Here is a 25,258-nt window from a genome sequence, read left to right as displayed (position 1 = left end):
TCACGCAATGTCCGATTACAACCCAACGCTTCCCGACCGAACCGACGTCGCCATTCTCGGCGGCGGCCTGGCCGGACTGACCCTGGCGTTGCAGCTCGAGCAAGCGCGCCCGGACACCCGCATCGTCGTGCTTGAGCGCAATCGCCATCCCGTGCCCGAGGCCGCCCACAAGGTCGGCGAATCGACCGTCGAGATCGCGGCGCATTATTTCGGCGAGGTACTGGGCCTGCGCGACCACCTGGAGAACGAGCAGCTGCGCAAGTACGGCCTGCGCTTCTTCTTCCGCGCCGGGGAGAACGACGACCTGGCAAAGGCCGCCGAGCTCGGTGCCGCCCACCTGCTGGAAGTGCCCAGTTACCAGCTCGATCGCGGCATCTTCGAAAACCACCTCGGGCAGCTGGCCCGGCAGCGCGGCATCGACTTCATCGACGCTGCGCGCGTGACCGGCGTGGACCTGGCCGAGGACGCCTCGTCGGCTCATCACATCCGCGGAGAGCGCGACGGGCAATCCTTTGAGCTGGAGGCGGCCTGGGTGGTCGATGCCATGAGCCGGACCTCGCTGCTCAAGCGCCGCCTCGATCTGGCCGAGGACAACGGCCACGATTGCTCGGCAGTATGGTTCCGCATCGATCGCCGCATTGACGTCGACGACTGGAGCGACGACGCCACATGGCAGGCGCGCTGCAGCGACCTGCCGCGCTGGCTGTCGACCAATCACCTGATGGGGCCGGGCTACTGGGTGTGGCTGATTCGGCTGGCCTCCGGCTCGACCAGCGTCGGCATTGTCTTCGACAGCGCCCTGCACGACTTCGACGCACTCAAGTCCTTCGACGGCAGCATGGCCTGGCTGGCCGAACACCAGCCGCGCTGCCATCGCGCCACCCTCGAGGCCGGCGGTGAATTGCAGGACTTTCGCTACCTGAGGCAGTTCTCGCACGGCTGCCGGTCCGTGTATTCCGGCGCGCGCTGGGCGCTGACCGGCGAAGCCGGGGTCTTCCTCGACCCGTTCTACTCGCCCGGCAGCGACTTCATCGCCATTTCCAACAGCTACGTCACCGACCTGATCGTGCGCGATCTCGCCGGCGAGTCGATCGCGCGCCGGGCCAGGCTCTACGAGCGCAGTTATCTGTCCTTCTATGAGTCCTCGCTCGCGCTCTACCGCGGCCAGTATCCGCTGTTCGGGCATTTCCGCGCGATGAGCAGCAAGACGATCTGGGACTACGCCTACTACTGGGGGGTGCTGGCCCTGCTGTTCTTCGCCGGCCGGACCACCGACATGGCTTTCATCGCGAAGCACGGCGAAGCGCTGGAGCGCTTGCGCCGGATCAACGGCGAGATTCAGACGATGTTCCGGCGCTGGGCGGAAACCGAACCCGGATCGCATCCCGGTGGCGTGCTGGTCGATCAGTCGGCCTCGCCGCTTCTGGTGCGTCTCAACCGTGAGTTGACCGAGGTGGGCGCCGAGTCCGAAGCGGCCCAGAGCCGACGCCTGAGCGCCAATGCCGCCATGCTTCATGCACTCGCCACACAACTGGCATCGATCGCGCCCGAAACCGTGCGCGATGTCCTGAGCTCGATCGACCCGGCGCTGCTCGGCGACGAAGACCTGCTTGCCGGCCTGCCGCCGGCACTGATCAGGCCGACCGGGGTCGAGTCCGGGGTCGAGCTCAGCCGCGCGTAACCGCCTCGATCTCGACCAGCAGATCCGAGCGGCAGATGTCGCCGCGCAGCCCCGCCAGGCGCACTTGCGGCCAGCAGCTTTGCAGGCGCGCTTCGATGGCGGGCCAGTCCGCTTCGCGGCGAACGTAGACGCGCATCAGGCTCTCTTCATCGAATTCGCGCAGCCCCGGTCGTCCCAGGGTGGTGGCGGCCTCGACCAGCAGGCTGTCGAGGTTACGCACGATTTCCATGGCCTGGGCCTCCACATCACCCACATGAACAGTTCGGTGGCCGACCACACTGGCGGTGCCGGAAATCATCAGCAGGCGCGAGTCGTTCGCGCCGGCAATGGCCGTGGCGCGGGCGAAGGACGGGCTGCGTGGTCCGTAGCGGCGTGGATAGCGATAGGCGCTGACCTGACGCGGATTCTCGATGTTGATGCCCGGTGACGATCCGGACAGCAGGTAGATGCGAAGCCGCGGCTCCTCACTACCGATGGCGGTGCCGGCGCACAGCTCGCGCTCGCCGTAACCGGCCGCCTCGAGCGCCGCTGCACGACCCAGGCAGAAACGCCGATAGCGCTCGGCATCGCCGTCGCCGGCATTGATCGCCGGCAGGTAGTTCCAGGCCCTGAGCAGGCAGGCACAGCCGCTCGCGCGGGCCACTTCGAGCAGACGTGCGTAGGCCGCCTGGACCGCCTCGGCCGGATCCGAGGCCGGATCGTCGTGCTGCTCAACGGCGAGAAAGAGCAGGTTGCCCGCTCGCCGCCACACGACGCCGTCGGTTTCGCCGCAGGTGACGCTCTCCTCGCCCAGCCAGGTCTCGAATTCCAGCTCGCCGCCGAGCCAGGGCAGGCCGCAGCCGGCCGCATCGGTGTCGCGCCCGGTCAGGTCAAAGCGCAGCAGTCGGTTGCCGTCGGCTGTGTTGCCGGCCTGAACCATTCGAACACCGGTCGGAATCTGCTCGGACATCGCCCTATGTTGCACGATCGAACTCCAGATCGGCATTGCGCAGGCGTTGCCGGCGGGCGCGCAGGGCCTCGCGCAGGTAACGCAGGCTCAGCAACATATAGATGAACCGAAAAAGCCGCAGTCGGCGGCGCACCCGGGGATTGTCGTGCAGGTCACCGGCCAGCACTGAAATCACGGCCTGACGAAGCTGGAAGACGTTGCTCGGATTCAGGAACAGGTGGCGCATGGCCGGTGCGGGAAAGCGATAGATGAACCAGCACAGTTCACGGACGCCGCAATGCACCCGCCGGCGATAGTTCCGTCGGGCACGCCGGGCGGCCCGGCGCTCGCCAGCCAGTTCGGCACGCACGATCTCGGCACCCTGCTCGGCGCTGTACATGGCGAAGAACACGCCGGAGGAAAACACCGGGTCGACGAACATCCCGGCATCACCGATCAGCAACCAGTTCGGCCCCATCAATTCGCGCGTGAAATAGGAGTAGTTGCCGGTTGCGGTAATCGGCGAGACCCGCTCGGCGGATTGCATACGCTCGGCCGCGTGCGGATTGAGCGCGAGCGTATCGAAAAAGAAATCTTCCACATCGCGGTCGCGGCCGCGCAGGTAGTCGGGATTGCAGACCGCGCCGACGCTCATGATCTCGCCGGAGAGGGGAATCATCCAGATCCAGCCGTGGCGGAACCAGTAGATGCTGATGTTTCCGGACGCGGCTCCGGCACGCCGCGGTACGTTGCGGAAGTGTCCATACAGGGCGGCGGTGGCGTGCTCACGGTTGCGTTCCTGCAGGCTGAACCGACGCGCCAGCAGGGCGTCGCGACCGCTGGCATCGACCACGAACTTGGCCGCCAGGCGGTGCGTCGAGTCGCCCTGCTGGACGGTCAGGAGCGGCGCCTTGCCGTCGAAATCGATCGCCTTCACGTGCGTCTCGACAAAGGTCTGCGCGCCGCAATCTCCGGCATGCTCGAACAGCATGCGATCGAACTCGGAGCGCCGCACCTGCCAGGCATGGCCGCAGCCTTCCGGCACATCCAGGGCCTCGTCGAATCGAATTTCATGGCGCTGTTCCGGCACCGAGTCGGCGGTGAAATCCGCCCCGGGCTTGTAGACCCCGATCGTGGCCAGCCGCTCGTCCAGACCCAGCCGCCGGATGATCTTCATGTTGTGCGGCAACAGGGACTCGCCGATGTGGAAGCGCGGATGACGGTCCTTCTCGAGCAAAACCACGTCGTGGCCGTCGCGCGCCAGCAGGGCCGCCATCGTGGCCCCGGCCGGGCCGCCGCCGACCACGACGACATCCGCCCGCGAAGGCATGCTTCGACGGATTCCGGCAGGTCCGGGAGATGGTGCGGCGGCGGACGGATGTGGCATCTTCGGTATTATAATGTCGTTAGTCATGGCACCCGAGCGCCGCTGTCGACGAAACGCGGCGCGTCGCAATATTCGAACGAGAAACCCACTGACCCGGACGGACTCGCCGCAATCGCGGACCGCATCCGGGAGGAGCAGAAATGAGCACACAGCAGTCGCCGCAGGAACGCGAACTGGCCGAGCTGATCGTCACCTCCTTGAACCTGGAAGATCTCAACGCCGAGGAGATCGAGCCCGAGAAACGCCTGTTTGGTGGCGAATACGGTCTCGACTCGATCGACGCCCTGGAGCTGGCCGTGGCCATATCCAGACACTACGGCGTCCAGCTCAAGGCCGACGACGAGCGCAATCGCGACGCCTTCGCCAATCTGCGCGCCCTCAGCGCGCATGTCCAGTCGCTGCGTGGGGAATGACTGCACAGCCGGCAAGGCAGCCGAACATCCCGCCCTGGCGGCTCGTCGCCCTGGCGCTGTACCCGGTGCTGATCTACCTGTCGCTGCATTTTCAACAGCCAGCGCTGCGATCGGCCTGCCTGCCGCTACTGGCCCTGCTCTTGCTGGGACTGTTCCCGAGCTGGCCGGCCCGCGCGCTGGTGATGACCATCGCCCTCGCACTGGCCGCGGTGGCGTTGTTCCTGCCGGGCCTGGCCCTTTGGCCGCCGGGGCTGATCTTTGTCGGCCTGGCCGTCTGGTTCGCCACCACGCTGCGTCCGGGTCAGACGCCGGTGATCGAACGCTTCGCCGTGCTGGTGCATGCCCGTAACGGTACGGTCGCGCCAAGCGGCGCAACCGGCTGGCTGTGGCACTGGACCCTGGCCTGGGCGGTAGTGCTGGCCACGATCGGTGCAATCGCCCTCTACCTGGCCTGGTACGACCTGTCCGCGGCCTGGCTGGCCTGGGTCGTGATTGCCGCCCCGGCGATCATGCTCGCCACCTTGTGGTCGGAACTGCTGCTGCGCCGGCGCCGGTTTCCGGACGAAACCCACCCCGGGCTGTTCCGCTTCCTGATCGACGTGGTCCGAATCCAGCCCCGACACGTTGCCCGATGACGACGCTGCCCCTGATCACGCGAGCACTCGACGAGATCGTCGCATTCGATTGTGGCGAGCCAGTCAGCGCCGCGCGCTTTCTCGGATGCGCCCGCGCCCTGGCCGAGCAATTGCCGCAGGGATCGAAGGTGATCAACCTGTGCGAGAACCGCCAGGCCTTTGCCACCACCTTTGCCGCGGCGATCATGGCCGGCGGCTGCAACCTGCTGCCCGCCAATCGCCTCAGGGCCACCGTCGACGGCCTGCTTGAGACCTTTCCCGACGCGCTGGTCGTGTCCGAGGTGCCACTCGCCGGCTTCACCGGCGCCGTGCTCGATCCGGCACCGTCACTGTCGACGCAAACCCCTCTCGATCACATACCTGAAATCAACGCCGAGCAGCTGGCGGCGGTGGTATTTACCTCGGGCAGCACCGGCCGGTCCTCTCGCATCGACAAGCCGTGGCGCACCCTGCACGACAGTTCGCAGATCAATGTTTCCCAGCTCGATCCACCGGCTCGATCACGCGTGGTCGCGACGGTCCCCCCGCAGCACATGTGGGGCCTGGAGACCTCGGTATTGATGCCGTGGTTCGGACCGGTAAGCGTGGCCTCGTCGCACCCGTTCTTCGTTGCCGATATCTGCCGCGAACTGGAACGGATCGATCATCCACGCGTACTGGTCTCGACCCCGGTCCACCTGCGCGCGCTGGTCGAATCGGGTGCAAATCTGCCCGTGATCGAGCGGGTCTACTCGGCGACCGCGCCGCTGAGCCGGGACCTGGCGCGGCGCATCGAGCGGGCAACCGGTGCCCGCGTCGTCGAGATTTACGGCTGCTCGGAAACCGGCTGCCTGGCACGCAGGCGCACCGCCCGGGTCTACGACTGGCAGCTTTTCGATTCCTTTCACCTCGACCGGCAGGGCAAGGAGATCATCGCCCGGGCCCCGCATCTGCCGGAACCAGTGGCACTGATGGACCATCTCGAGCTGCGCTCGAGCAGGCGATTCCGCCTGCTGGGCCGGCGCAGCGACCTGGTCAATATCGCCGGCAAGCGGGCCTCGCTGGCGGAATTGACCAGCATCCTGCTCGACATTCCGGGCGTGGTCGACGGTGTCATTTTCCAGCCGCCTGAGACCGAGTCGGGGCCGGCCGGTCGCCTGGCTGCGCTGGTGGTTTCTCCGGGGCTGGAAGCGGCCGACATCCGCCGCGCCCTCAGCCACCGCATCGATGCCGCCTTCATGCCGCGGCCGCTGCGCATCGTCGATCGTTTGCCGCGTGCCGAAACCGGCAAGCTGCCGCGGCAGTCCCTGCTGCATTTCTTCGACCAGACCTGCCGGCAGGCGGGATAGACTGCTACAGCCCATGGATATCGATATCGTCTGCCGCATTCCCGCCGATCATCCGGCACTGCCCGGGCACTTTCCCGGCGATCCGGTCGTGCCCGGCGTGGTCCTGCTCGAACTCGTTCAGCGCCAGGCCGGTGCCCTGGCCGGATTTCGCAACGGGCCGACGCGCTGGCAGCGGATCAAGTTCCAACGACCGGTACGGCCGGAACAACCCGTACGCCTGAAGATCGATGGCGGCGCCGATGGCTTTGCGTTTCGTATCGAGACCGAAGATGGGCAGCCCATCGCCCGGGGACAGTGCCGGCGTGACGCACTGGCGTGAGCGGCCCGAGGGCGGCAGCCGCTTCTGGCTGGCCCTGATCCGCTGGATTATCCTGAATGTCGGGCGCGGCTTCGCCCGATGCGGGATGTTTCCGACCACGCTGTACTTCTTCCTAGTCCGGGGACCCGAACGGCGCGCCTCGCGCGAGTGGCTTCGGCAGGTCGACGCGCCGCGGCAGGGTTGGTTGGGCGTTTTGGTCCACATCTACACCTTTGCCATCACCATCGTTGACCGCGTCCTGCTGCTGGCCGGACGCGAGGACGAACTGGACGTGCGCGCCGAAGGCGTCGAGGTCCTGCACCGGGCACTCGATCAGGGCAAGGGCTGCATGCTGCTGGGGTCACACCTGGGCAGCTTCGAAGCCATCCGCGTGTTCAACCGTCGCGCGCCGTCGCAATACCGCACCCTCAAGGTGGTCATGGACCGCGATCAGAATTCGCTGATGACGCAGGCGATGGAGGAGCTCTCCCCCGAGATTCGCCAGACTGTCATCGATGCACGCCAACCCGGGCCGGCAATCGTGCTCGAAGCCGGCGGGGTGATGGAAGAGGGCGGTATGGTGGCCATGCTGGCCGACCGTTGCCGGGGCTCGGAGACGAGCATGGACGTCGAGTTCCTGGGTCGTCCGGCCAGGCTGCCCGCCGCGCCGCTAGCCATTGCCGACATGCTCGACGTACCGGTGACGCTGGTGTTCGGCCTGTACGAGGGCCGGGGCCGTTATCGCCTGATATTCGAACCCTTGCCGCGGCCCGCCGCGCGCAGCGACAACCGCCGCGAGCGACGCCGCCAGCTCAAACAATGGATCCAGGCCTATGCTGACCGACTGGAATACTACGCCCGCCAATACCCCTACAATTGGTTCAACTTTTATGATTTCTGGCTTCCTGACACTGCTGCTTCTGACGACGTGCGCGAGCGCTGAGGCGCCCGGCTCGCTGGATGAGCTGGTCGCACAGATCGCGCTGGAGGCCGGCCAGAACCGACTGGACTTCACCGAGCAGCGCGAGTCCGAACTGCTCGAGGAGCCCATGACAGTCCGCGGCCGGTTATGGCGGGACGAGCGTGGCCGCCTGATCCGCGAAACCGAAGCGCCGCGGCAGGAAATCCAGATTCTGGGTGAGCGCGTACTCACGATCCGCCGGCCCGGTCAGCATGACCGCCAATTCAGCCTGGGCCGGGCGCCCGAGCTGGCGGTACTGCGCCAGGCGCTGACGGCCCTGCTCGACGGCAATCCCGAGTCATTGCGCGAGCACTTCCGGACTCAACTCGAACGCGACGGGGAAGCGTGGCGGCTGCGGCTTGATCCCCGCAATCCGGACCTGGCCGAGTCGGTCAGCGCACTCGAGCTCGACGGCCAGGGTGCAATCATCACGCGAATGGTGCTCGAACTCGCCGACGGCAAGCGGATCGTCACCGAGATCCAGCCGCCGTCATGAGAAACCTGTGGCGCTCGGCGCTGGTTCTGGCGCTGCTGATCAGCGTTGGCTACCTGGCCGTCGAACGCCTCGAACTCGACCACCGGCTCGACGCCTTCCTGCCGGCGCCAAAGACCGCCCAGCAACAAGTCGTCATCGACCAGCTCGAGACCGGCGCCTCGAACCGCAGCATTCTGGCGGCCATCGAGGGCGCCTCCCCCGCCGATCTGGCCGAGCTGAGCCGGCGAACTGCCGCGGCCTGGCGCGAGCTCGATAGCGTCACCCGCGTCGACAACGGTGACTGGTCGGAAGACCCGGCGCTGCTGGAAGCCCTGATGCACGCACGTTTCGTGCTGGTCGACGAGATCGCCGAACGCAGCCGGCCCGAGGCGATTGCCGAGGCACTGAACGATCGTCTGGCCGATCTCGCGCTGGCCGGCGCGCGCGCAGAGGAGCTGGTCCGGCGCGATCCGCTCGGCCTGCTCGAAGCCGCCGCCGAAAAACTCTCGGCCGGCGCCCGCTTGCCGAAGATCGACGGGGTCTGGTTCGACGCGGAGCGCGAGCGTGCCCTGCTGGTCGTCGTCAGCGCACACCCTGCCTTCGCCATCGAGGAGCAGGCGCAACTGCTCGATGTCCTGCGTGGCCGATTCGAGTCCGTGGCCGACGATTCAGGCGCCGGCTTGAGCCTGGCCGGCGCCCCGGTCATTGCCGTCGGCAGCGCCGATTCCTCACGCGAGGACGCGGTTCGGCTCAGCTTGTGGGGCAGCGCGCTGATCGTGCTGGTCCTGGCCTTTGCCTGGCGCTCGCTGAGCACGCTGCTGGCCGGTACGGTGCCGCTGGCCTTCGGCGTGGTGTGCGGACTGGCCGTGACCAGCCTGGCTTTCGGTCAGGTACACGGCCTGACCCTGGCCTTCGGCTTCACGCTGCTGGGTGTGGCGCTCGATTATCCGGTCCACCTGTTCGGTCACGCCGACCGCCGCCCCCTGTTCGCCACGGTGCGCAATATTCGCAGCCCCCTGCTGCTGGGCGTGGCCAGCACCCTTATTGCCTATGGCGCGATCTGGCTGTCGGCCAGCCCCGGACTCGCCCAGCTTGGCGCATTCTCGGCAGCCGGCCTGGCCGGCGCAGCCCTGGCCACCCAGTTTCTGCCGGCCCTGAATCCGGCCAAGCCGAAGCGGCCGGCACCGCAGCGAACAGCCAACCTCCACTGGCCTTTCGTCCCCGTCTTGCTCGGCCTGGGCGCGCTGGCCTGGCTGGCCTGGCAGGGCGAGGAGCGGTGGTCGAACGACCTCACCCGCCTGAGCCCGGTCGATCGCGGTCAGATCGAGCTCGACCGCGAGCTGCGTACCGCGCTGGGCGGGGGCGACATTCGCTATCTGCTGCTGGCCCGGGCCGAATCCCGCGACGCCGTGCTCGAGCGCACCGAACTGGCGGTCGAACACCTGCAGGCAGCGCGCGATCAAGGCCTTGTCGATCGCTGGCAGGCGGTGACCACGCTGGTACCGGCACCGGCCACGCAGCGCGAACGACTGGCTGCCTGGCCCTCGCGTGAGCGTCTGGCCGAAGGCTTCGAGGCCGCCGATGCCGGCTTCCGCACCGGCGCCTTCGAGGCCTTCTTCGACGACCTCGAGGCGGCCCGCGCCGCCGGCCCGATTTCGCCTGAATTCTGGCGCGACACGCCGCTGGCCGAAAGCATCAGAAATCAATTAACCCGGACTGACACAGGCTGGCGCTCGCTGATCGTGCCGGTCGGGCTGGAGCAACCGCAGGCACTGGCCGAGTTGCTTGCCGAACGGGAAGCACCGATCGAACTGCTCGATCTGGCGGCGGGATCGGAAGCCATGGTGGCGGCCTATCGCAAGGAGGCGGGACGCAACCTGGGTATCGCCGCGTTGATCATCATCGGCCTGATTGCACTGGCGTTGCGTAGCCTGCGCGATACCGCGGCGGTGGTGCTGCCGCCGGCAGCGGCCGTCCTGGTCACCGCCGCCGGCATGAGCCTGATCGACCAGGGACTGACCATCGTCCACCTGATCGGGCTGCTGCTTGTGGCCGGTATCAGCCTGGATTATTCGCTGTTCCGCCGAGCCTTTCACCTCGACGACCAGGCGCGCGCACGATCGCGCCGCGCCATCAACATCTGTGCCGTGTCGACCGGTGGCGTGTTCCTGATCCTGGGTCAGTCGAGCATCGGCATGCTCGAGATGCTGGGCTTGACCGTGTCGCTGGGCATTCTGCTATCTTGGCTTTTTTCACGCATCGGCCAGCCCAAGTGAGCGAAACGCCCATTGCCGAACGCCTGCCGCATGCCGGTGCCATGGTGCTGATCGAATCGGTGCTCGAACACGGCGAGTCGCACATCATCTGCCGGGCAAACACCGGCCCGATCGACGAGCATCCTCTGGCCCGGAACGGGCGTCTACCGGCCACGGCGCTGGCCGAGTACGGTGCCCAGGCCACGGCCGTGCACGGCAGTCTGCTCGGCGGCGATGCACCGCTGCGACCGGGCCGGCTGGTGGCCCTGCCCGAACTCAACCTGGCCTGCGCGACCCTGGACGAGGCGACCGAACTGACGATCCACGCCGAGCGCCTGGGCGGCACGGCAGTCGGCGAATCCTATCGCTTCAGCGTATCCAGCAAGGAGCGCATGCTCGCGCGCGGGCGGGCCACCATCATGTTCCCCGAAACCGGATCCGCGCCATGAGCCGGCGTCGCCCGGCCCAACGCCCGGCGGATTGCCGCGCCCTGGTCACCGGTGGTTCCGGGGAAATCGGCGCGGCCATCTGCCACGCCCTGGCCGCCGACGGACTGCACGTTCTCGTACACGCCGCCCGTGGCATCGAACGCGCCGAGCGGGTCGTCGAGACCATCACTGCCGCCGGCGGCAGCGCCGAAACCGTCTGTTTCGATCTCGCCGATGGCGAACAGGCGCGGGCGACCGTGGCCGACCTGGTCGAAGCCGGACCGCTGGGCGTCATCGTGCACAATGCCGGGATCCACGATGATGCGCCCATGGCGGGGATGTCGCCGGAACAGTGGCAGCGCGTGGTCGACATCAATCTCGGTGGCTTCTACAGCGTGGTGCAGCCGGCGTTGCTGGGCATGGCGCGTCTGCGCTGGGGCCGGGTGATCGCGATCTCGAGCGTGGCAGCGCGTCTCGGCAACCGCGGCCAGGTCAACTATGCCGCCGCCAAGGCCGGCCTGCATGGCGCCGTCGCATCGCTCGCGCGCGAGATGGCCAACCGGGGTGTGGCCGCCAACGTGATCGCCCCCGGGGTGATCGACACCGGCATGCTCGGCGAACTCGACCGCGACGCGCTGCTGGCCGCCATTCCGGCCGGGCGATTCGGCCGGCCTGAAGACGTGGCGGCGCTGGCAGCTTTCCTGTGCTCGGACGCGGCCGCCTACATCAACGGGCAGGTCATTGGCGTCGATGGCGGTATGGCGCCAGGATAGGACAGGCGCCTATCTGATCAGAACCAGCGGTGGCTCGTCGGGTTCGACTTCTTCGGACTGTTCTTCCTCACCGGTTGAGGCATCCTCGCTTTCTTCGTCCTCGTCCCGATCGGAGCCCATCAGGTCCCGCAGCAGGTTCCGGCGAGCCTCGCGCCGCTCGGTGCTGCTGTCATCCGCTTCGTCTTCGGCTGCCTCGCCGTCGATCTCATCCACCTCCGCCTCGCCCGCGGAGTCCGCTTCAGGTTCCGGATCATCATCGTCATCGGATTCGAGCGCTTCGAGCAGCCGCCTGCCGACTTCGTCACGCACCGCCTTCTCGGCGATCGAGGCCAAATCAACCGTCACCGTCGGCCGCATGAGCTCACCGCTGATCGCCAAGGGAATACGGCCTTCGGTGGCCCGGCGCAGAGCGCGCGGCAAACGCGCGGTCAATTCTTCGCCGAGATCGAGATCGAGGCGGTAATCGACCTCACCGGCGGCCAGGTCGATGCGACCGCTACCGCTGGCCGCGTAGCCGGCCGCCGCCATGTTCAGATCGGGCAGCTCGACCACGCCGCCCTCGATGCTCAGTCCACCGCTGAGGGTGTTGAAGCGGGTCTCGCCGCCGAAAGCCCGCGAGATGCTGGCGAGGTTGTCGGTGGTCAATTCCTGTTCGATCAGGGCCTCGAGGTCGATGCCCTGCAGCACGCCCTCGGCGATGGCGAAATCGCCGTTGCCGTTGAGCGAGCCGAGCATTTGCTGCGGTTCGAATCCGCGGAAACGGACATCGAGGCTCATCTCGCCCTCACCGTCGACCGGCGACTGCCCGGTCAACAGCGCGGCCAGTTGCCCGACGCGGATGCCCGACAGGCTGGGCGTGAGGATCACTTCAGGTGGTTGCTGAGTGAAATCGACCCGGGCACTGCCCTCGAAACGGCCGCCGAACAGCCGGGCAGTGAGCGGATCCAGGGTCAGCAGCCCATTGCTGAGCCGGCTGCGTGCGCTCACTTCGGTCAGCGTCATGCCCTCGGCCAGCACCAGCTCACCGAGCTCGAGCGCAAACGACAACTCGAGGAACTCAAACGCAGAATCCTTCGGCCCACCGGCCGATTCCGCATCGGTCTCCCCGCCATCGCCCGGTCCGCCGGCCGTCAGCCGGGTCAGGTCCAGCCGATCGCCGGAAACCGACAGTCGGGCGATCAGGCGCTCACCCAACTCGGCCTCGCCGTCGAGCTCCAGCTCCTGCCCATCGAGTCCAAGCCGGGCCGCGGGCAACTCGACGCGCGTCGACTCACCCAGCACGGCACGGATGGTTTCGTCGGCGCTCAGCGTCAACTCCAGGCCGGCCATGGCCAGCGCGCCCTCGAAGTCAGTCAACTCAAGGCTGACCGGCGTCGCTTCGGGGCGCAGTCGGAGACTGCCGCTGGCCTGGCCCGTGGCCTCGCCCGCCGGCAGTTCATAGTCCAGGTGCCAGTTCGACAGGGCAATTTCGCTCAAGTCGGCGGCAACGCGCAGATCGCCGTCGAGCGACAGCACCAGCTGCGTCTCGCCGTCACCGCTGCTGATCGCACCGGAAAACGACACGCCGACTTCGCGGCCGGCGGCGAAGGGGTCGAGCCGCATCGAATCGAGCCGGATATCGGTGCGCGAATCCTCGGCCAGGTCGATCAGGCTGAGCACGACATTGTCGAAACTCACCGCCCCGGTCTGCAGTCCGCTCAGGTCGGTCGGCTCGTCCGCGGCCCGGTCGGTTTGTGATGCTTCGAAAAGGCCCTCCAGGTTGGACCGCCCCCCGCGCGAGCTGACCAGGTTGATGGCCGCCTCCTCAATACCGATCGCTCCGACTTCCAGCTCGCCACGCAGCAGCGGCCAGACGCGAATCGACGCGGTGGCACGACGAATCTCGGCCAGGTCGGGTGCGTCCTCGAGGCCCGGCGGATTACCCACCGAAACGTCGCGGATATCCAGAGCCAGCCAGGGGAAGTACTTCAGATCGATCGGTCCCTCGAGCCGGACTTCACGGCCGAGTTGCTCACTCGCCTTGGCCGCCAGTTCCTCGCGATAGTCGTCCGGATCGACCAGCAGCGCCGCACTGACGATCGCCAGCACGAGCAGCCCGATCAGGATGAACAGCACCAGAACGATCTTGCGCAGCATCGGCCAAGCCTCCAAACGAATCGATTGCCCGGAAGCTTACCAAATGCTCCACATCCGCGCCCTTACTGCCACCGCTCCGAGCCTGCCTGAACCCTGAACCCTGGTCCCTGGTCCCTATTCAGATTCCAAACCACGCGAAAGCGTACCCCTCCATCAGCTCTTCGCGGTGGGGCGAGACCATTTCGACCACCTCGTCGGGCACGGTGTAGCTGCGCACCTGCGGCGCCTGGTCGCCGAAAGACGCCACGGCCACTTCCTGGCCCAGGGCCCGGTAGGTCTGGTTGCGCACGTAGAGGTATTCCTGCAAGGAGAAGTTGTAGCGGTTGAGCGCTTCCACCTGTACACGCTTGGCTTCGATCAACAGTTCACCGAGGCCCTGGTAGGCGGTGAACAACTCGCCGATGTTGGCGTCGCGCTCCTCGTCGTCGATCTCCTGCTGCATGGACTCGAAACGCTCCTTGAGAGTGCCGAGTTCACCCTCCATGGCTTCGCGCATGTCACGCTGGGCCACGAGAAAGCGCTGGAACTGCTCACTCGTGATGCCGCCGTCCTCGGGCAGCTCGAAGTCGTCCTGACGCTCGATCTGCTCGTTGAGCTCGGCATACTCCTGCACGAACTCCTGCACGCCGGTGGCGAACTCCCAGCCCGGTTTGATGACCAGGAAGTAACCTGCGGTGCCGCCGACACCGACCAGGACGACGATGACGACCAGACATCCAACCAGAAACTTCGGCATTTTTCATTCCTTTGTTATCGAGTGACCTAAGAAACGCAAAATCCGGCGCGATTCCGTCACCGGAATGCAATTCCGTCACGCCGCCCAGCGATCGGCCCGTATGATAAGCGGCTTGACCTCATCGCTTCGGTCCACGCCATGTCTGTCCAATATCCGCGCCTTGTTCTCGCTACCGTCATCGGCCTGGCGATCCTGCTGTCTGCCTGTCAAACCGCTTCCGACAGCCGCGAAGGACAAGCTCCGGCGCCCCTGCTGCTGATTTCAATCGACGGCTTCCGACACGACTACATCGAGCAGTTCGACAGCCCGACCGTCGACCGCCTGATCGAGGAAGGCTTGTACGCCGACAGCCTGCATCACGCCTTTCCCACCAAGACTTTCGCCACCCACTACACGCTGGTCACCGGCCGCCACCCCGGTACGCACGGCGTGGTCGCCAACAACATCTGGGACCCGCGTCGCAAGTCTCGCTTCTCGCTCGGCGACCGCGAGGCCGTCAACGACGGTTTCTGGTACAGCGGCGGCGAGCCGATCTGGGTGACCGCCGAACAGCAGGGCCTGACTGCGGCGACGTATTTCTGGCCCGGTTCCGAAGCCATCATCGACCGCACCCGGCCAACCCACTTCAAGCCCTACGACGGCCGCGTTCCGCACGAGGAACGCATCGATCAGATCGTCGACTGGCTCGCGCTTCCGGACGCCGAGCGGCCCGACTTCCTGACCCTGTATTTCAGCAGCGTCGATTCGCGCGGCCACGGGTCGGGCCCGGCCGCACCCGCGACCCTGGCCGCGGCCGAGGAGATCGATACACAGCTTGGCCGATTACTCGAAGAACTCGAGGCGATGGACATGCTCGGCAAGATCAACATCCTGCTGGTCTCCGACCACGGCATGTCCGAAGTCAGCCCCGAACGAACGATCGCGCTGGATGAATACATCGACCTGTCGAAGGTTCATGTCTCCGATTGGGGCCCCGCCGCCCAGATCTGGGCCGGAGAGATGGAACCCGCGGAAATCGTCGCCGCCCTGGCCGACGCCCCGCACCTGCGCGCCTGGCAGCGCGAGGACATCCCGGATCGCTATCACTTCGACAGTCACTATCGCGTGCCCGACGTGCTGGTCGAAGCCGACCCGGGCTGGCTGATCTCGAGCAAGCCCTACATGGCCAACCCCAATCCACCCAGGGGCATGCACGGCTGGGACCCGGCCCTGGCCGAAATGCACGGCATATTCATCGCCCGCGGCCCGGGTTTCGTGCCCGGCGCGCGCAGTCCGGCCATGCGCAGCATCGACGTCTACGCGCTCATGACCCACCTGCTCGATCTCGACCCGGCCGACCACGAGGGCCGGCTTCAGACCTTCCTGCCCTATCTCGAGTCCGACCGGGCCCCGGCCTACCAGGTCGCCCGCTTCGAATGCGAAGCCGGAGCCGTCGAGGCCCGCATCGGGCCGGCCCACATGAGCCTGCATTTCGGCGAGCACATCTTCGTGCTCGACCGCGTCGAGGATGCGGTCGATCGATTCGAGGCCACCGACCTGAGCTTCGAGATCGACGATCAGCGTGCCAGCGGCCGAGTGGATGGTACCGAACTGGGCGAGTGCGTCAGGGCCGATGCTGGCCGGATCCGCCGACCTGGAACGGACCAAACCCCTTCGCATTGATATCCGTGCAATCGTCCCGAGCTGACTCGAGAAGGGGCCCGATGACTGGATTGAAGTTGAAGGTCCGGGGATGAGCGAGGACTGATCCCGGCACGACGATCGGCTAGCTGAGGAAAAGCTAGATGGGGTCGTTGTCGGCTTCCGGTGCTTCGGCGTCCTGGCGTTCGGCATCGTGCTCTTCGAGCAGACGCTGGATTCGCTCCTGCAGGAGCGCTTCGTGCAGTTCCTTCTGGCGCTGCTCGTCGCGGAAGGCGCGCAGCAGGGAAGCGGCCATGAAAATCATCAGCAGCATGAACGGAAAGGCGGCGATGATGGAGACCGTCTGCAACGCGCCCAGGCCGCCACTGACCAGCAGAGTGCCGGTAACCAGGACGGTCACCACGCCCCAAATCAGCCGGATCGGCCGCCCCGGGTTGAGCTTTCCACGGCTGGTGAACATGCCCAGCACGAAAGTGGCCGAGTTGGCCGAGGTAATCACGAACAGCACGATCAGCGCCAGCACGGCCGGCCCGAGCACGGCAGGGGCCGGCAGCAGGTCGAGCATGGCGAACAGCCCCGAGCTCATTTCCCCGAGCACCGCATCCCCCAGCCCGGCGTTCTCGAACAGTTCGAAGTACAGCGCGGAACCCCCGAAGGTGGCAAACCAGACCATGCTCAGCAACACCGGCACACCGATGACACCGAGCACGAACTCGCGCACTGTTCGTCCGCGCGAGATACGGGCAATGAAGCTGCCCACGAACGGCGCCCATGAAAGGCCCCAGGCCCAGTAGAAGATGGTCCAGCGCTCGACCCAGTCGTCACCGGTGTAGGGCTCCATCACCAGGCTCATGCCGATGAGGTTGGAAAAGTAGTCGCCGATGGCGTTGGTCAGCACCGCCGTGATGAAGTCGGTGGGCCCGGCAAAGAACACGAACACCAGCACCAGGGCGGCGAGCAACATGTTGGCATCGCTGACCCAGCGGATGCCCGACTCCAGTGGCGTCAGCGAGGCGAGCAGGAAGATCACTGCGATGCCGGCGAGGATGGCCAGCTGGTTGTCCAGCCCGAAGGAGATGCCCGCAACCCGGTCGAGACCGCTATTGATCTGGATGATGCCAAGACCCAGCGTGGTGGCCACGCCGAACACCGTCGAGAGCACTGCCAGGGTATTGATGCCGTAGCCGGCCGGTCCGTCGACGCGATCACCCAGGCTGGCGCGGAAGGTCTCGCTGATCAGGCCGGGCCGGTCCTGGCGGAATCTGGCGTAGGCAATGGCCAGACCGACGACGCCGAAATTGGCCCACTGGTGAAAGCCCCAGTGAAAGAACGAGTACTGCATGGCCAGACCGGCGGCCTCGGCACTGCGCGGTTCGGCCCTGCCCAGCGGCGATTCGACGAAATGGCTCATCGGCTCGGCCACACCCCAGAACACCAGTCCAACCCCCATACCGGCGGAGAAGATCATGCCCAGCCAGGTGAGATAGGGAAATTCCGGCGCCTCGCCGTCCGCGCCCAGGCGAATCGAGCCATAGACACTGAAGCCCACCCCGATGCAGAAAATCAAGAACCCGGTGGTGGCGAACAGGTAGAGCCAGCCGAAGTGCGAGGTGGTGAATTCCAGCACTTGCTCGGCACCCGCAGCCAGCTGGTCGGGCATGCGCACACCCAGGATCAGGAAGGCTGCCATGACGGTCAGCGACACGATCAGCGTCCAGGGGGCATGGCCCAGGCGGTGCTTGAAGGCAGACCCGGTCATCGCGCGCCAGCGTCCCATGGATCAATGCTGGTGCTGATGACTGTGGGCGCCCGCCTGCTTTCCGTAGCCGCGCAGCCGCAGGTACTCGGCGACCTGAGCTTCATCGAGCATTTCGACCTGGTCGAGATGAGCCTGCAGGTGGACGCGACGCAACTCGCCCTCGATCCGGGCGCTGTCGGCGAGCAGTTCACCCAGCCTCTTGGACGTGATCTTTCTTTCCGCAAAAGCCCGATCCAGTTCGGCCTCGGCCGCAATCAGTTCGCGGCCCAGTTCGGAAGCGCGTGCCTGCATCGACTCGAACAACGCCTGCGTCCGGGCCCGTTGCCGCTCGCTCAGCGAGAGTTCATCGGCCAAGTCGAGCACGTGTCTGGGTCCCGGGTAGCCGTTGAGCTCGGCCGCCTTGGCGTAACCGAGGCCGTGTCCGGCCTCCAGCGCTTCGATCCGCTCGGGAGACAGGGACTTGATGCGGCGCTGCTCCTCACCGGCGTAGGGTGATTGCGCCGGGGCATCGGTTGCGCAAAACAGCAACAAGCAAAGCGCCAGGAATGCATGCATGGACCAAAACTCCGGATAGCCGGCTGGCGATGCCGCCATTCTACTCATGAGCGTTCGAACAGACCGGCCCCATCGCCTGCCAGAAGACTCATCCCCTGCGGCAGCTCATCGCAGCGCCGTGCCCCCAAGCCGCGAGCCAGCGCTGCGGCCGCCGGCGAAAAGAAGAGCTGCAACTTGCAGTGCAGGCCTCCGGAAACGTGCGCCTGGTAGACCGCCCAGCCCGCTGGCGCGCCGGCCCGTTCGAAGGCCGTCCGGCATCGGTCGCGAATGTCATCGAGTTCGCCCTCGGCCAGCAAGGCATCACCGAGGTCGAGCCGGCACCAACTCATGCCCGCGACGGCTCCGTTCTGCCGAGGGCGAAATCGACTGCGGCGCGTACGTGCAGTTCTGTGGTGTCGAACACCGGAACGGACACATCATCCGGTCCGATCAGCAAGGCGATCTCCGTGCAGCCCAGGATCACGGCCTCGGCGCCGTTCTCGGCCAAACCCGCGACGATGCGCTGGTAGGCGCGACGTGACGCGGGCTCGATGCGCTCGCGGCAGAGCTCGTCGAAAATCACGCGATGGATCATCTCGCGATCCTTCTCACCGGGCACCAGCACATCCAGCGCGAAACGGTCAACCAGGCGCTGGCGATAGAAGGGCTGCTCCATGGTGAAGGATGTCCCCAGCAGGCCCACGCGCCGATGGCCGGCGGCACAGATGGCCTCACCCGTCGCATCAGCGATGTGCAGCAGGGGCAAATCGACGGCCGCCTCGATATGACCGGCGACCTTGTGCATGGTGTTGGTGCACAGCACGATCCCTTCCGCGCCTCCGGCAGCCAGGCGACGCGCCGCATCGGCCAGCAACTCGCCCGCCTCGTCCCAGCGACCGGCATGCTGCAAGCGTTCGACGGCGTCGAAGTCCACGCTGTAGAGCAGCAATCGGGCGGAGTGGCGTCCGCCGAGGCGCTCGGCGATGAGTTGGTTGAGCCGACGGTAGTAGCTGATCGTCGAGGTCCAACTCATGCCCCCGATCAGACCCAGACATTTCATGCGCTCATTCACTTTGGTCAGACCCAACACCGGGTGCCCCGGCAGTCGTCGCGGTCGTTGTCTACGAATCGCTCGGCCAACGGCCACTCATTCGGCCGGCAAGTACCATACGCGAACGATACGGCCGTCGGCAATTTCGTAGACCGACAGCGCCGCCTGCGACCGTGGCTCACCGGCCGACTCCCAATGCGCTCGCTCGCGCACACTCACCTGTTTGCCCGACACCATCATCATCTCGATGCTGGAGCGGGTCGAGGGCACGGCCTCGAAATACCCCCGCATGGCGTCGGCCAATGCCTCGGCGCCCTCGGTCTCGACTCGGATCCGGTCGCCTTCGATGCTTAACCACTGGATGTCGGGGTGAACCAGCTCGAGCATGGATTCGATGTCGTGGTCGTTGTAGGCCGCCATGTAGCGCTCGACCACCTCGTCAGGTGACTTCGCCCAGGTGCCCGAAGCCAGCGCAAGGCCCAGCAGAAGAACCGCGAGTCTCATGCTGCTATTCCTCCTCAACAGGATCGATCTCGAGCACGGCCAGAATGACCGATCGAACCTCGACCCAGGCCTCCGCGAACGGCGCGATCAGGTCGAAGTGTCCGGCGCTCTCGATAATATGTCGCTTTGCTTCGCCGCCTGCCGCGCGAATGCGGGCGGCATGAATCACGCTCTGCTCCAACGGCACAATACTGTCCTCGCGGCCATGAACCAGATGCACCGGAACCGCCGGAGGCAAGAGCCGATCCGGGCTGATCAGCGCGAGCCGGTCTTCCCGGCCCGAATCGTCCTCGCCGAGGATCTCCGCCGCGGAGCGGTTGCACGCGCCCTCGCCTTCGGCGTAGCGCTCCAGATTGCTGATGGCGGCCAGGCCCACCACGCCGCGCAGTCCGGACGGCGCTTCGGCATGCCAGCGATGGTCGCCCGGCAATTGCTGGCGAGCCGCCAGCCACAGCGCCAGGTGTCCGCCGGCCGAATGCCCGGCCAGGACCACCCGATCGAGATCCAGCGGATGCGATTCGGCCAGTTCCTCGATCCGATCAAACCCTGCCGCCATGTCGTCGAAGGTCCCGGGCCAACCGCCGCCGGCCTCGCCCAGGCGGCGGTACTCGAGCGACCACACGGCCACGCCCGCCTGACGCAGATCATCGGCGAGTGGCGCGACGTGATCGAGGCCGTACTCGACCCGCCAGCAGCCGCCGTGAATCATTACAAGCAGCGGAAACGGGCCCTCGCCTTCGGGCAGGTAGAGTTCACCGAACTGAGACGGCGACTCACCATAGCTGACACGCAGCCCCGGCTCGGGCTGCGCTTGTTCGACGATCTCGCGCCACTCGACCGGGCTCCTGGCCACCGCGATTGTGCTCAGGATCAGCCCGGCCAGCAACCAGCCGATCGCAACGACTCGGAAACCCGCATCAATCCGCATGTTCGTTCTCCATTCATTGCTTCTGTTCGCTGTTTGCGCGATTCTCGCGCCGCATGATCCGGGCGAGCACGACAAAGACAATCGCCACGGCCACCAGGAACAGGCCGAAGAGCAGAAAAGCGGAATACCAGAAAATGATGGACTGGTCCGGCTCGCCGACCACCGACCAGACCGACCAGGCGTAGGTGCCGATCAGCAGCAGCCCGATGATACCGGTGACCGCGCTCATCACGTACAGCAGACCCTCCCGCCAGCTCATCATTGGCCAGCCGGGGCGCTCCACACGGCCAGTTCGTGACCATCCGGGTCGGCAAACTGAAAGCGCCGCCCACCGGGAAAATCGAACGGCTCCTGCGTGATTCGTCCGCCGGCCTGCTTCACGCCGGCGAGGCTGGCCTCGAGATCCTCGGAGTAGAGAATGACCAGAACGCCCCCGGGCGTGACGGAATCAACCGGCCGGAATCCGCCTGCTTCTTTGTCGGCGGCAGCGCCGGGCTTGCGAATGCCGACATACTGATCGCCGTAGTCGTTGAAGGTCCAGCCGAAGGCCTCGCCGTAGAAGCGCTTGGCGCGTGCCAGGTCGGTCACTGGAATCTCGATGTAATCGATGGCGTGATGGATATGGCTGTTCGTCGTCATGTCTTCATCCTCCTGTGTCTCGTCATGGAGCGCGCCGATATGCTGCAGCATCCCGATTGCGGCTTGCTGCCGGAAATCCCGGATCGCGGCGAAGCTCGAACCTCGGGTCCATAGCGCGAATACCGTGGGTACTGCTTCGCCACACTGCGACCAGCCCACCAGCCAGCCTTCGAACGGGCCGTCGAAGTGCTCTCCGACGGGGCCCGCCCCGGTCTTGCCGTGAAGCCGGCATCCATCGACCTCCTCCAGCAGGCTGAATGTGCGCAGGGTGGCCATGTGCTCGGGCGCGGTGCCGAATTCGCCCTGCAACAGGCTGGTCAGGAAGTCCACCTGCTCGAGCGTGGAAATCTGCAGCGTGCCGTCCAGCCAGAAACCGTCATTGCCGTCGGGTGCGGCCTGGTTGCCGTAGTCGAAGCGAGCCAGGTCCCGCCGGTATTGCGCTCCGCCGACTTCCAACGCAATGTCGCGAAACAACCATACCGCCGAGCGACGAAAAGCAGTCTCCAGGCTTTGCGACTGCTTCCACGAAACCGGCCAGAAGTCATCAGCCGGACGCAGGGCCGGATTCCAATCGCGGAAAGCTCCGGGATCGACAATCGTACCCGTCTCCAAAGCAATCAGGAGGTTGGGAATCTTGAAGGTGGAAAACGGTGGGTGGCGCTCTTCCAGGCGCTCTCGAGAGAAGGCGTGCAGTTGATCACCATCGAGTTCCCGTGCCAGGAAAACAACTTCGCGCTCACCGACCAGGCGCTCGAACTCGCCATCCGGGGCAATCGTCAGTGGCTCGGATGAAGCCGCTGCCAGGTGGAATGGTGCGAATGCGCAAAGCAAAAGCACTTGCGTACAGGCGTCGGTCCATCGGCCCGCCATGGCTCGATCTCCAGAATCACGGCTTGCCATTATCGATCCAATGCACCCGCCTGGAAAGGGGAAGGACGTCTGCTAGACTCATTTCGTCCCCACTCAGAGTCACTCCTTACGATGCAGATCTGGATCAACGAGCGCCTGGTCCCCGAATCCGAGGCAACGGTCTCGGTGTTCGACTCCGGCTTCGTGCTCGGCGACGGCGTGTGGGAAGGCGTACGTGTGGTTGGCGGCAAGCCTGCTTTTCTGGCGGCCCACCTGGCGCGGCTGGAGGAAGGCGCGAAAGCCCTGATGATCCGGGGCACGCCCGATCGCGAAGAATTGGAAAAGGCGGTCGGGGCCGTGATCGAAGGCAACCAACTGGTCGACGACGCCCACCTGCGCATCATGCTCACACGCGGCGTGCGTCGCGAACCCTACCAGGATCCGCGTTTGATTCACGGCGGCCCCACCCTGGTGATCATCCCCGGCCATCACCCGGTTAGTGATGAAATCCTGACGACGCCGCAACGCCTGTTCACCGTCCACGTCCACCGCGGCGCGCCAGACGTGCAGGACCCGCGCCTGAACAGCCACAGCAAGCTCAACTGCATCATGGCCTGCATCCAGGCGAGCGTGGCCGGCGCCGACGAGGCGCTGATGCTCGACCCCGACGGCTTCGTCGCCACCTGCAATTCCACGCATTTCTTTATCGTGCGGCAAGGCACCATCATGACTTCCGACGGCCGCTACTGCCTGGGCGGGATCACACGCGGCCACGTCCTGTCACTGTGCCGCGAGCACGGCATTCCCTGTGCGGAGAAAACCTTCAGCCTGACCGACGTCTACGCCGCCGACGAAGCCTTTACCACCGGTACGCTTGCGGGCCTGCGGCCGGTCGGCGAGGTCGATGGGCGTACGATCGGCACGGGTCAACGCGGCCCGGTGACCGAACGGCTGCAGCAGGCCTATGCAGAGTTGCTGCGAAGCGAAGCTGATGGCCGGGACTGAACCGCTTCGCATCGCCATGTGGTCGGGGCCGCGCAACATCTCCACGGCGATGATGCGCGCATTCGAAAACCGACCGGACTGCACCGTCAGCGACGAACCCCTCTATGGTGCCTGGCTGAAGATGAGCGGCGAGCCGCATCCGATGCGTGAGCAGGTCATCGCATCGATGGACACCGACTGGCGTTCAGTGGTCGAAACCCTGACCGGACCGACACCCGATGAAGCAAGGGTGTGGTACCAGAAGCACATGACCCACCACATCCTGCCCGAGATGATGGAAACCGGTTGGCTTTCGAAGCTGACCCACGTCTTCCTCATCCGCGACCCGCGCCACGTGGTGGCTTCCTACCTCGACAAGCGCGACACCGTCTCGCCCGAGGACATCGGTGTGCCGCAGCAACAGGCCATCTACGATTTCATCGTCGGCCGCGTCGGCCAGCAACCGCCGATCATCGACAGCACGGAATTCCTGGCCGAACCGGAAGGCCACCTGCGCGCCCTGTGCCAACGAATCGGTATCGAGTTCCGTCCGGAAATGATGAGCTGGCCCAGTGGGCCGCGCGAAACCGACGGTGTATGGGCACCACACTGGTACCAGAAAGTATGGGAGTCGACCGGATTTGGTCCGCCACCTAACGATCTCCCCGAATTCGAAGGCCGGGCCCGCGCGGTGGCCGAGTCCTGTCAGCCACTCTACCGGCAGCTCTACGCGCGGCGCTTGAGACCCTAGTAGGCCCTGGTCAGGGCCCCTGAAGCGGCCTGGTTTCCGGAAACCACCGGAAGCCCAGCACGAACAGGGCACCGACGATCGACATGACCACGAAGGCCTCGATATGCCCCATCCGATCGACGAGTGCGCCGGTGACCGGCGAACCGGCGGCCTGCCCGACCGCTATGGCCAGGAACGGAACGGCCGCACCAAGCGACTGGCGCTCGGGCAGCAAGCGCACCCCGGCGACCAGGTGGATGCCGGTGAGGATCATGTAGACCAGCCCGAACAAGGCGGCCGAGAAAACAGCCAGGCCGATTGATCCCGGCGCGAGCGCAAGTACGACAAGCGAAAGCGACATGACGGCGAATGCCAGCCCTTGCGTCCGCGCAACGCCGCATCGGTCGGCCAGATCACCAGCTGCCGCGCCACCCAGGCCGGCCAGGCCGAGTGCCAGCCACATCCATCCTGTCGCGCTCGAATCGAGGCCACCGGCGGCAACCGCCATGTCGGGCGCGAATACCCAGTACGTCGAACTCACCACACCCATCCCCAGCCCGAAAACCACCAGGCGCAGCAAGGGCGAGCGCCGGGAGCGCGCGAGCCGGGCGATCCCTTCCTGCGCGCGGCGCGCACGCGAGGCGTGCGGTACCAGGCGCCAGGCCACAAGCGCGCACAGGAACGCGATCAGGGCGAATCCGAAATAAGCCTCGCGCCAGAGATCGGTTAGAAGAACGACGGTCGGTACCGAGACGATCACGCCGATGCTGGTACCGGAGTTCATGACCGCGCTGACGCGGCCATGGACAAATGCCGGCACAGCCGACTGCATTCCCGCCGTGAGTGCGGGCATCATCAGACCCGTGCAGATGCCGCAGGCAAACACGCCAATACCCAGCGTCCAGGCACCAGCAGCCCCACTGATCGTCAGCAGGCCGAACAAGCCGAACAGGCTGGCCAGGATGGCCGCACCGCGCGCGCCCAGATACCCGGCTACGGGGGCGGCGAGCAGACTGGCCAGCGAGAAGCTGACGTAAGCCATGGCGCCCACGACGCCGGTAACGCCGGCCGTGAGGTCCAACTCGCCTCGGATCGAAGGCACGTAGAGTCCAAAGGCAAATCGGGCCAGGCCGTAGCTCATGGCAATCAGACCGGCGCCGGCCACGGCGTAGGTCGTGGCGCTGACGGATTGCATCGACTGATCG

Annotated in this window: 26 protein-coding genes; 13 read left to right on the top strand and 13 right to left on the bottom strand. The window is 66.0% G+C overall.

The genetic code is table 11. From position 1 onward, the window contains the following. Window positions 1-7: 7 nt before the first annotated feature. Complete coding sequence (locus tag G4Y73_RS00360) at window positions 8-1,681, top strand: tryptophan 7-halogenase (RefSeq protein ID WP_164228274.1); 1,674 nt, start codon at window positions 8-10, stop codon at window positions 1,679-1,681. On the opposite strand, the gene G4Y73_RS00355 is transcribed toward G4Y73_RS00360, so the two are convergent. Together G4Y73_RS00355 and G4Y73_RS00350 are read right to left on the bottom strand one after the other, a co-directional pair. Continuing rightward, window positions 1,668-2,645 (bottom strand): hypothetical protein, encoded by a 978-nt coding sequence (locus G4Y73_RS00355; RefSeq protein ID WP_164228272.1) that lies wholly within the window; start codon window positions 2,643-2,645, stop codon window positions 1,668-1,670. The genes G4Y73_RS00360 and G4Y73_RS00355 overlap by 14 nt on opposite strands. Continuing rightward, window positions 2,635-3,939, bottom strand: a complete 1,305-nt coding sequence (locus tag G4Y73_RS00350) for an NAD(P)/FAD-dependent oxidoreductase (protein ID WP_205596429.1) — start codon at window positions 3,937-3,939, stop codon at window positions 2,635-2,637. The genes G4Y73_RS00355 and G4Y73_RS00350 overlap by 11 nt, the downstream gene beginning before the upstream one ends. Before the next feature lie 197 nt (window positions 3,940-4,136). Between G4Y73_RS00350 and G4Y73_RS00345 the strand changes: the two genes are divergently transcribed. From G4Y73_RS00345 to fabG, 9 genes are read left to right on the top strand one after another with little or no spacing between them, the layout of a single operon-like run. Continuing rightward, window positions 4,137-4,409 carry a phosphopantetheine-binding protein gene (locus tag G4Y73_RS00345; protein WP_164228269.1) on the top strand — a complete coding sequence of 91 codons (273 nt, stop codon included), beginning with the start codon at window positions 4,137-4,139 and terminating at the stop codon, window positions 4,407-4,409. Continuing rightward, window positions 4,406-5,044 (top strand): hypothetical protein, encoded by a 639-nt coding sequence (locus G4Y73_RS00340; protein ID WP_164228267.1) that lies wholly within the window; start codon window positions 4,406-4,408, stop codon window positions 5,042-5,044. The genes G4Y73_RS00345 and G4Y73_RS00340 overlap by 4 nt, the downstream gene beginning before the upstream one ends. Further along, on the top strand, window positions 5,041-6,372 hold the full coding sequence (locus tag G4Y73_RS00335; RefSeq protein ID WP_164228265.1) for an AMP-binding protein: 1,332 nt from the start codon (window positions 5,041-5,043) through the stop codon (window positions 6,370-6,372). Before G4Y73_RS00340 ends, G4Y73_RS00335 begins: the two co-directional genes overlap by 4 nt. Before the next feature lie 13 nt (window positions 6,373-6,385). Beyond that, entirely contained in the window at window positions 6,386-6,691 is a 306-nt protein-coding gene (locus G4Y73_RS00330) for a hypothetical protein (protein ID WP_205596428.1), read from the top strand. Further along, a complete protein-coding gene (locus G4Y73_RS00325) occupies window positions 6,675-7,613 on the top strand; it encodes a lipid A biosynthesis acyltransferase (protein ID WP_205596427.1) in 939 nt (312 codons plus the stop codon). The genes G4Y73_RS00330 and G4Y73_RS00325 overlap by 17 nt, the downstream gene beginning before the upstream one ends. Continuing rightward, window positions 7,561-8,127 carry a LolA-related protein gene (locus G4Y73_RS00320; protein WP_164228262.1) on the top strand — a complete coding sequence of 189 codons (567 nt, stop codon included), beginning with the start codon at window positions 7,561-7,563 and terminating at the stop codon, window positions 8,125-8,127. The genes G4Y73_RS00325 and G4Y73_RS00320 overlap by 53 nt, the downstream gene beginning before the upstream one ends. Beyond that, a complete protein-coding gene (locus tag G4Y73_RS00315; protein WP_164228260.1) occupies window positions 8,124-10,382 on the top strand; it encodes an MMPL family transporter in 2,259 nt (752 codons plus the stop codon). Before G4Y73_RS00320 ends, G4Y73_RS00315 begins: the two co-directional genes overlap by 4 nt. Continuing rightward, window positions 10,379-10,810 (top strand): hypothetical protein, encoded by a 432-nt coding sequence (locus G4Y73_RS00310; RefSeq protein WP_164228258.1) that lies wholly within the window; start codon window positions 10,379-10,381, stop codon window positions 10,808-10,810. The genes G4Y73_RS00315 and G4Y73_RS00310 overlap by 4 nt, the downstream gene beginning before the upstream one ends. After that, a complete protein-coding gene (fabG, locus tag G4Y73_RS00305; RefSeq protein WP_164228257.1) occupies window positions 10,807-11,562 on the top strand; it encodes a 3-oxoacyl-ACP reductase FabG in 756 nt (251 codons plus the stop codon). Before G4Y73_RS00310 ends, fabG begins: the two co-directional genes overlap by 4 nt. A 9-nt stretch (window positions 11,563-11,571) precedes the next feature. Here fabG and G4Y73_RS00300 read toward each other — a convergent pair whose 3' ends face one another. Both G4Y73_RS00300 and G4Y73_RS00295 read right to left on the bottom strand, forming a co-directional pair. Beyond that, complete coding sequence (locus G4Y73_RS00300; protein WP_164228256.1) at window positions 11,572-13,698, bottom strand: AsmA family protein; 2,127 nt, start codon at window positions 13,696-13,698, stop codon at window positions 11,572-11,574. 118 nt (window positions 13,699-13,816) lie between these two features. Continuing rightward, on the bottom strand, window positions 13,817-14,434 hold the full coding sequence (locus tag G4Y73_RS00295; RefSeq protein WP_164228255.1) for a hypothetical protein: 618 nt from the start codon (window positions 14,432-14,434) through the stop codon (window positions 13,817-13,819). 138 nt (window positions 14,435-14,572) lie between these two features. Here G4Y73_RS00295 and G4Y73_RS00290 point away from each other — a divergent pair, with 138 nt between their 5' ends. Beyond that, a complete protein-coding gene (locus G4Y73_RS00290; RefSeq protein WP_164228254.1) occupies window positions 14,573-16,096 on the top strand; it encodes an ectonucleotide pyrophosphatase/phosphodiesterase in 1,524 nt (507 codons plus the stop codon). A gap of 118 nt (window positions 16,097-16,214) precedes the next feature. Here the strand turns inward: G4Y73_RS00290 and G4Y73_RS00285 are convergent, their stop codons facing one another. From G4Y73_RS00285 to G4Y73_RS00250, 8 genes are all read right to left on the bottom strand, one after another. After that, entirely contained in the window at window positions 16,215-17,852 is a 1,638-nt protein-coding gene (locus tag G4Y73_RS00285; protein WP_240451103.1) for a BCCT family transporter, read from the bottom strand. Window positions 17,853-17,855: 3 nt separating this feature from the next. Further along, window positions 17,856-18,389: a hypothetical protein gene (locus G4Y73_RS00280; protein WP_164228253.1), complete on the bottom strand. Its 534-nt coding sequence runs from the start codon at window positions 18,387-18,389 to the stop codon at window positions 17,856-17,858. A gap of 44 nt (window positions 18,390-18,433) precedes the next feature. Beyond that, window positions 18,434-18,718, bottom strand: coding sequence for a hypothetical protein (locus G4Y73_RS00275; RefSeq protein WP_164228252.1), 285 nt, complete (start codon window positions 18,716-18,718; stop codon window positions 18,434-18,436). Then, a complete protein-coding gene (locus G4Y73_RS00270; RefSeq protein ID WP_164228251.1) occupies window positions 18,715-19,428 on the bottom strand; it encodes an aspartate/glutamate racemase family protein in 714 nt (237 codons plus the stop codon). Before G4Y73_RS00270 ends, G4Y73_RS00275 begins: the two co-directional genes overlap by 4 nt. 87 nt (window positions 19,429-19,515) lie before the next feature. After that, window positions 19,516-19,923: a nuclear transport factor 2 family protein gene (locus G4Y73_RS00265; protein ID WP_164228249.1), complete on the bottom strand. Its 408-nt coding sequence runs from the start codon at window positions 19,921-19,923 to the stop codon at window positions 19,516-19,518. Window positions 19,924-19,927: 4 nt separating this feature from the next. Beyond that, on the bottom strand, window positions 19,928-20,851 hold the full coding sequence (locus tag G4Y73_RS00260; protein WP_164228247.1) for an alpha/beta hydrolase: 924 nt from the start codon (window positions 20,849-20,851) through the stop codon (window positions 19,928-19,930). Window positions 20,852-20,864: 13 nt separating this feature from the next. Then, the gene (locus tag G4Y73_RS00255) at window positions 20,865-21,113 is read right to left on the bottom strand and encodes a hypothetical protein (protein WP_164228246.1); all 249 of its coding nucleotides are present in this window, start codon (window positions 21,111-21,113) and stop codon (window positions 20,865-20,867) included. Next, window positions 21,110-22,360: a penicillin-binding transpeptidase domain-containing protein gene (locus G4Y73_RS00250; protein WP_164228244.1), complete on the bottom strand. Its 1,251-nt coding sequence runs from the start codon at window positions 22,358-22,360 to the stop codon at window positions 21,110-21,112. Before G4Y73_RS00250 ends, G4Y73_RS00255 begins: the two co-directional genes overlap by 4 nt. A 111-nt stretch (window positions 22,361-22,471) precedes the next feature. Between G4Y73_RS00250 and G4Y73_RS00245 the strand changes: the two genes are divergently transcribed. Beyond that, window positions 22,472-23,344: an aminotransferase class IV gene (locus G4Y73_RS00245; RefSeq protein WP_164228242.1), complete on the top strand. Its 873-nt coding sequence runs from the start codon at window positions 22,472-22,474 to the stop codon at window positions 23,342-23,344. After that, entirely contained in the window at window positions 23,331-24,074 is a 744-nt protein-coding gene (locus G4Y73_RS00240; RefSeq protein WP_205596426.1) for a hypothetical protein, read from the top strand. Before G4Y73_RS00245 ends, G4Y73_RS00240 begins: the two co-directional genes overlap by 14 nt. A gap of 10 nt (window positions 24,075-24,084) precedes the next feature. Here G4Y73_RS00240 and G4Y73_RS00235 read toward each other — a convergent pair whose 3' ends face one another. Further along, on the bottom strand, window positions 24,085-25,248 hold the full coding sequence (locus G4Y73_RS00235) for an MFS transporter (protein WP_164228241.1): 1,164 nt from the start codon (window positions 25,246-25,248) through the stop codon (window positions 24,085-24,087). Between the last annotated feature and the right edge of the window lie 10 nt (window positions 25,249-25,258).

The sequence above is a fragment of the Wenzhouxiangella sp. XN201 genome (assembly GCF_011008905.1).
In the GTDB taxonomy this organism is placed as follows: domain Bacteria; phylum Pseudomonadota; class Gammaproteobacteria; order Xanthomonadales; family Wenzhouxiangellaceae; genus Wenzhouxiangella.
This window is presented reverse-complemented; position numbering and strand designations above follow the sequence as displayed.

Coding starts and splice junctions, on each gene's coding strand:
- G4Y73_RS00270 (WP_164228251.1), bottom strand. CDS start 19,428: ATGAAATGTCTGGGTCTGATCGGGGGCATGAGTTGGACCTCGACGATC.
- G4Y73_RS00245 (WP_164228242.1), top strand. CDS start 22,472: ATGCAGATCTGGATCAACGAGCGCCTGGTCCCCGAATCCGAGGCAACG.
- G4Y73_RS00295 (WP_164228255.1), bottom strand. CDS start 14,434: ATGCCGAAGTTTCTGGTTGGATGTCTGGTCGTCATCGTCGTCCTGGTC.
- G4Y73_RS00260 (WP_164228247.1), bottom strand. CDS start 20,851: ATGCGGATTGATGCGGGTTTCCGAGTCGTTGCGATCGGCTGGTTGCTG.
- G4Y73_RS00280 (WP_164228253.1), bottom strand. CDS start 18,389: ATGCATGCATTCCTGGCGCTTTGCTTGTTGCTGTTTTGCGCAACCGAT.
- G4Y73_RS00335 (WP_164228265.1), top strand. CDS start 5,041: ATGACGACGCTGCCCCTGATCACGCGAGCACTCGACGAGATCGTCGCA.
- G4Y73_RS00275 (WP_164228252.1), bottom strand. CDS start 18,718: ATGAGTTGGTGCCGGCTCGACCTCGGTGATGCCTTGCTGGCCGAGGGC.
- G4Y73_RS00330 (WP_205596428.1), top strand. CDS start 6,386: ATGGATATCGATATCGTCTGCCGCATTCCCGCCGATCATCCGGCACTG.
- G4Y73_RS00235 (WP_164228241.1), bottom strand. CDS start 25,248: ATGCAATCCGTCAGCGCCACGACCTACGCCGTGGCCGGCGCCGGTCTG.
- G4Y73_RS00250 (WP_164228244.1), bottom strand. CDS start 22,360: ATGGCGGGCCGATGGACCGACGCCTGTACGCAAGTGCTTTTGCTTTGC.
- G4Y73_RS00350 (WP_205596429.1), bottom strand. CDS start 3,939: ATGCCTTCGCGGGCGGATGTCGTCGTGGTCGGCGGCGGCCCGGCCGGG.
- G4Y73_RS00345 (WP_164228269.1), top strand. CDS start 4,137: ATGAGCACACAGCAGTCGCCGCAGGAACGCGAACTGGCCGAGCTGATC.
- G4Y73_RS00360 (WP_164228274.1), top strand. CDS start 8: ATGTCCGATTACAACCCAACGCTTCCCGACCGAACCGACGTCGCCATT.
- G4Y73_RS00340 (WP_164228267.1), top strand. CDS start 4,406: ATGACTGCACAGCCGGCAAGGCAGCCGAACATCCCGCCCTGGCGGCTC.
- G4Y73_RS00320 (WP_164228262.1), top strand. CDS start 7,561: ATGATTTCTGGCTTCCTGACACTGCTGCTTCTGACGACGTGCGCGAGC.
- G4Y73_RS00255 (WP_164228246.1), bottom strand. CDS start 21,113: ATGATGAGCTGGCGGGAGGGTCTGCTGTACGTGATGAGCGCGGTCACC.
- G4Y73_RS00265 (WP_164228249.1), bottom strand. CDS start 19,923: ATGAGACTCGCGGTTCTTCTGCTGGGCCTTGCGCTGGCTTCGGGCACC.
- G4Y73_RS00240 (WP_205596426.1), top strand. CDS start 23,331: ATGGCCGGGACTGAACCGCTTCGCATCGCCATGTGGTCGGGGCCGCGC.
- G4Y73_RS00290 (WP_164228254.1), top strand. CDS start 14,573: ATGTCTGTCCAATATCCGCGCCTTGTTCTCGCTACCGTCATCGGCCTG.
- fabG (WP_164228257.1), top strand. CDS start 10,807: ATGAGCCGGCGTCGCCCGGCCCAACGCCCGGCGGATTGCCGCGCCCTG.
- G4Y73_RS00285 (WP_240451103.1), bottom strand. CDS start 17,852: ATGGGACGCTGGCGCGCGATGACCGGGTCTGCCTTCAAGCACCGCCTG.
- G4Y73_RS00315 (WP_164228260.1), top strand. CDS start 8,124: ATGAGAAACCTGTGGCGCTCGGCGCTGGTTCTGGCGCTGCTGATCAGC.
- G4Y73_RS00300 (WP_164228256.1), bottom strand. CDS start 13,698: ATGCTGCGCAAGATCGTTCTGGTGCTGTTCATCCTGATCGGGCTGCTC.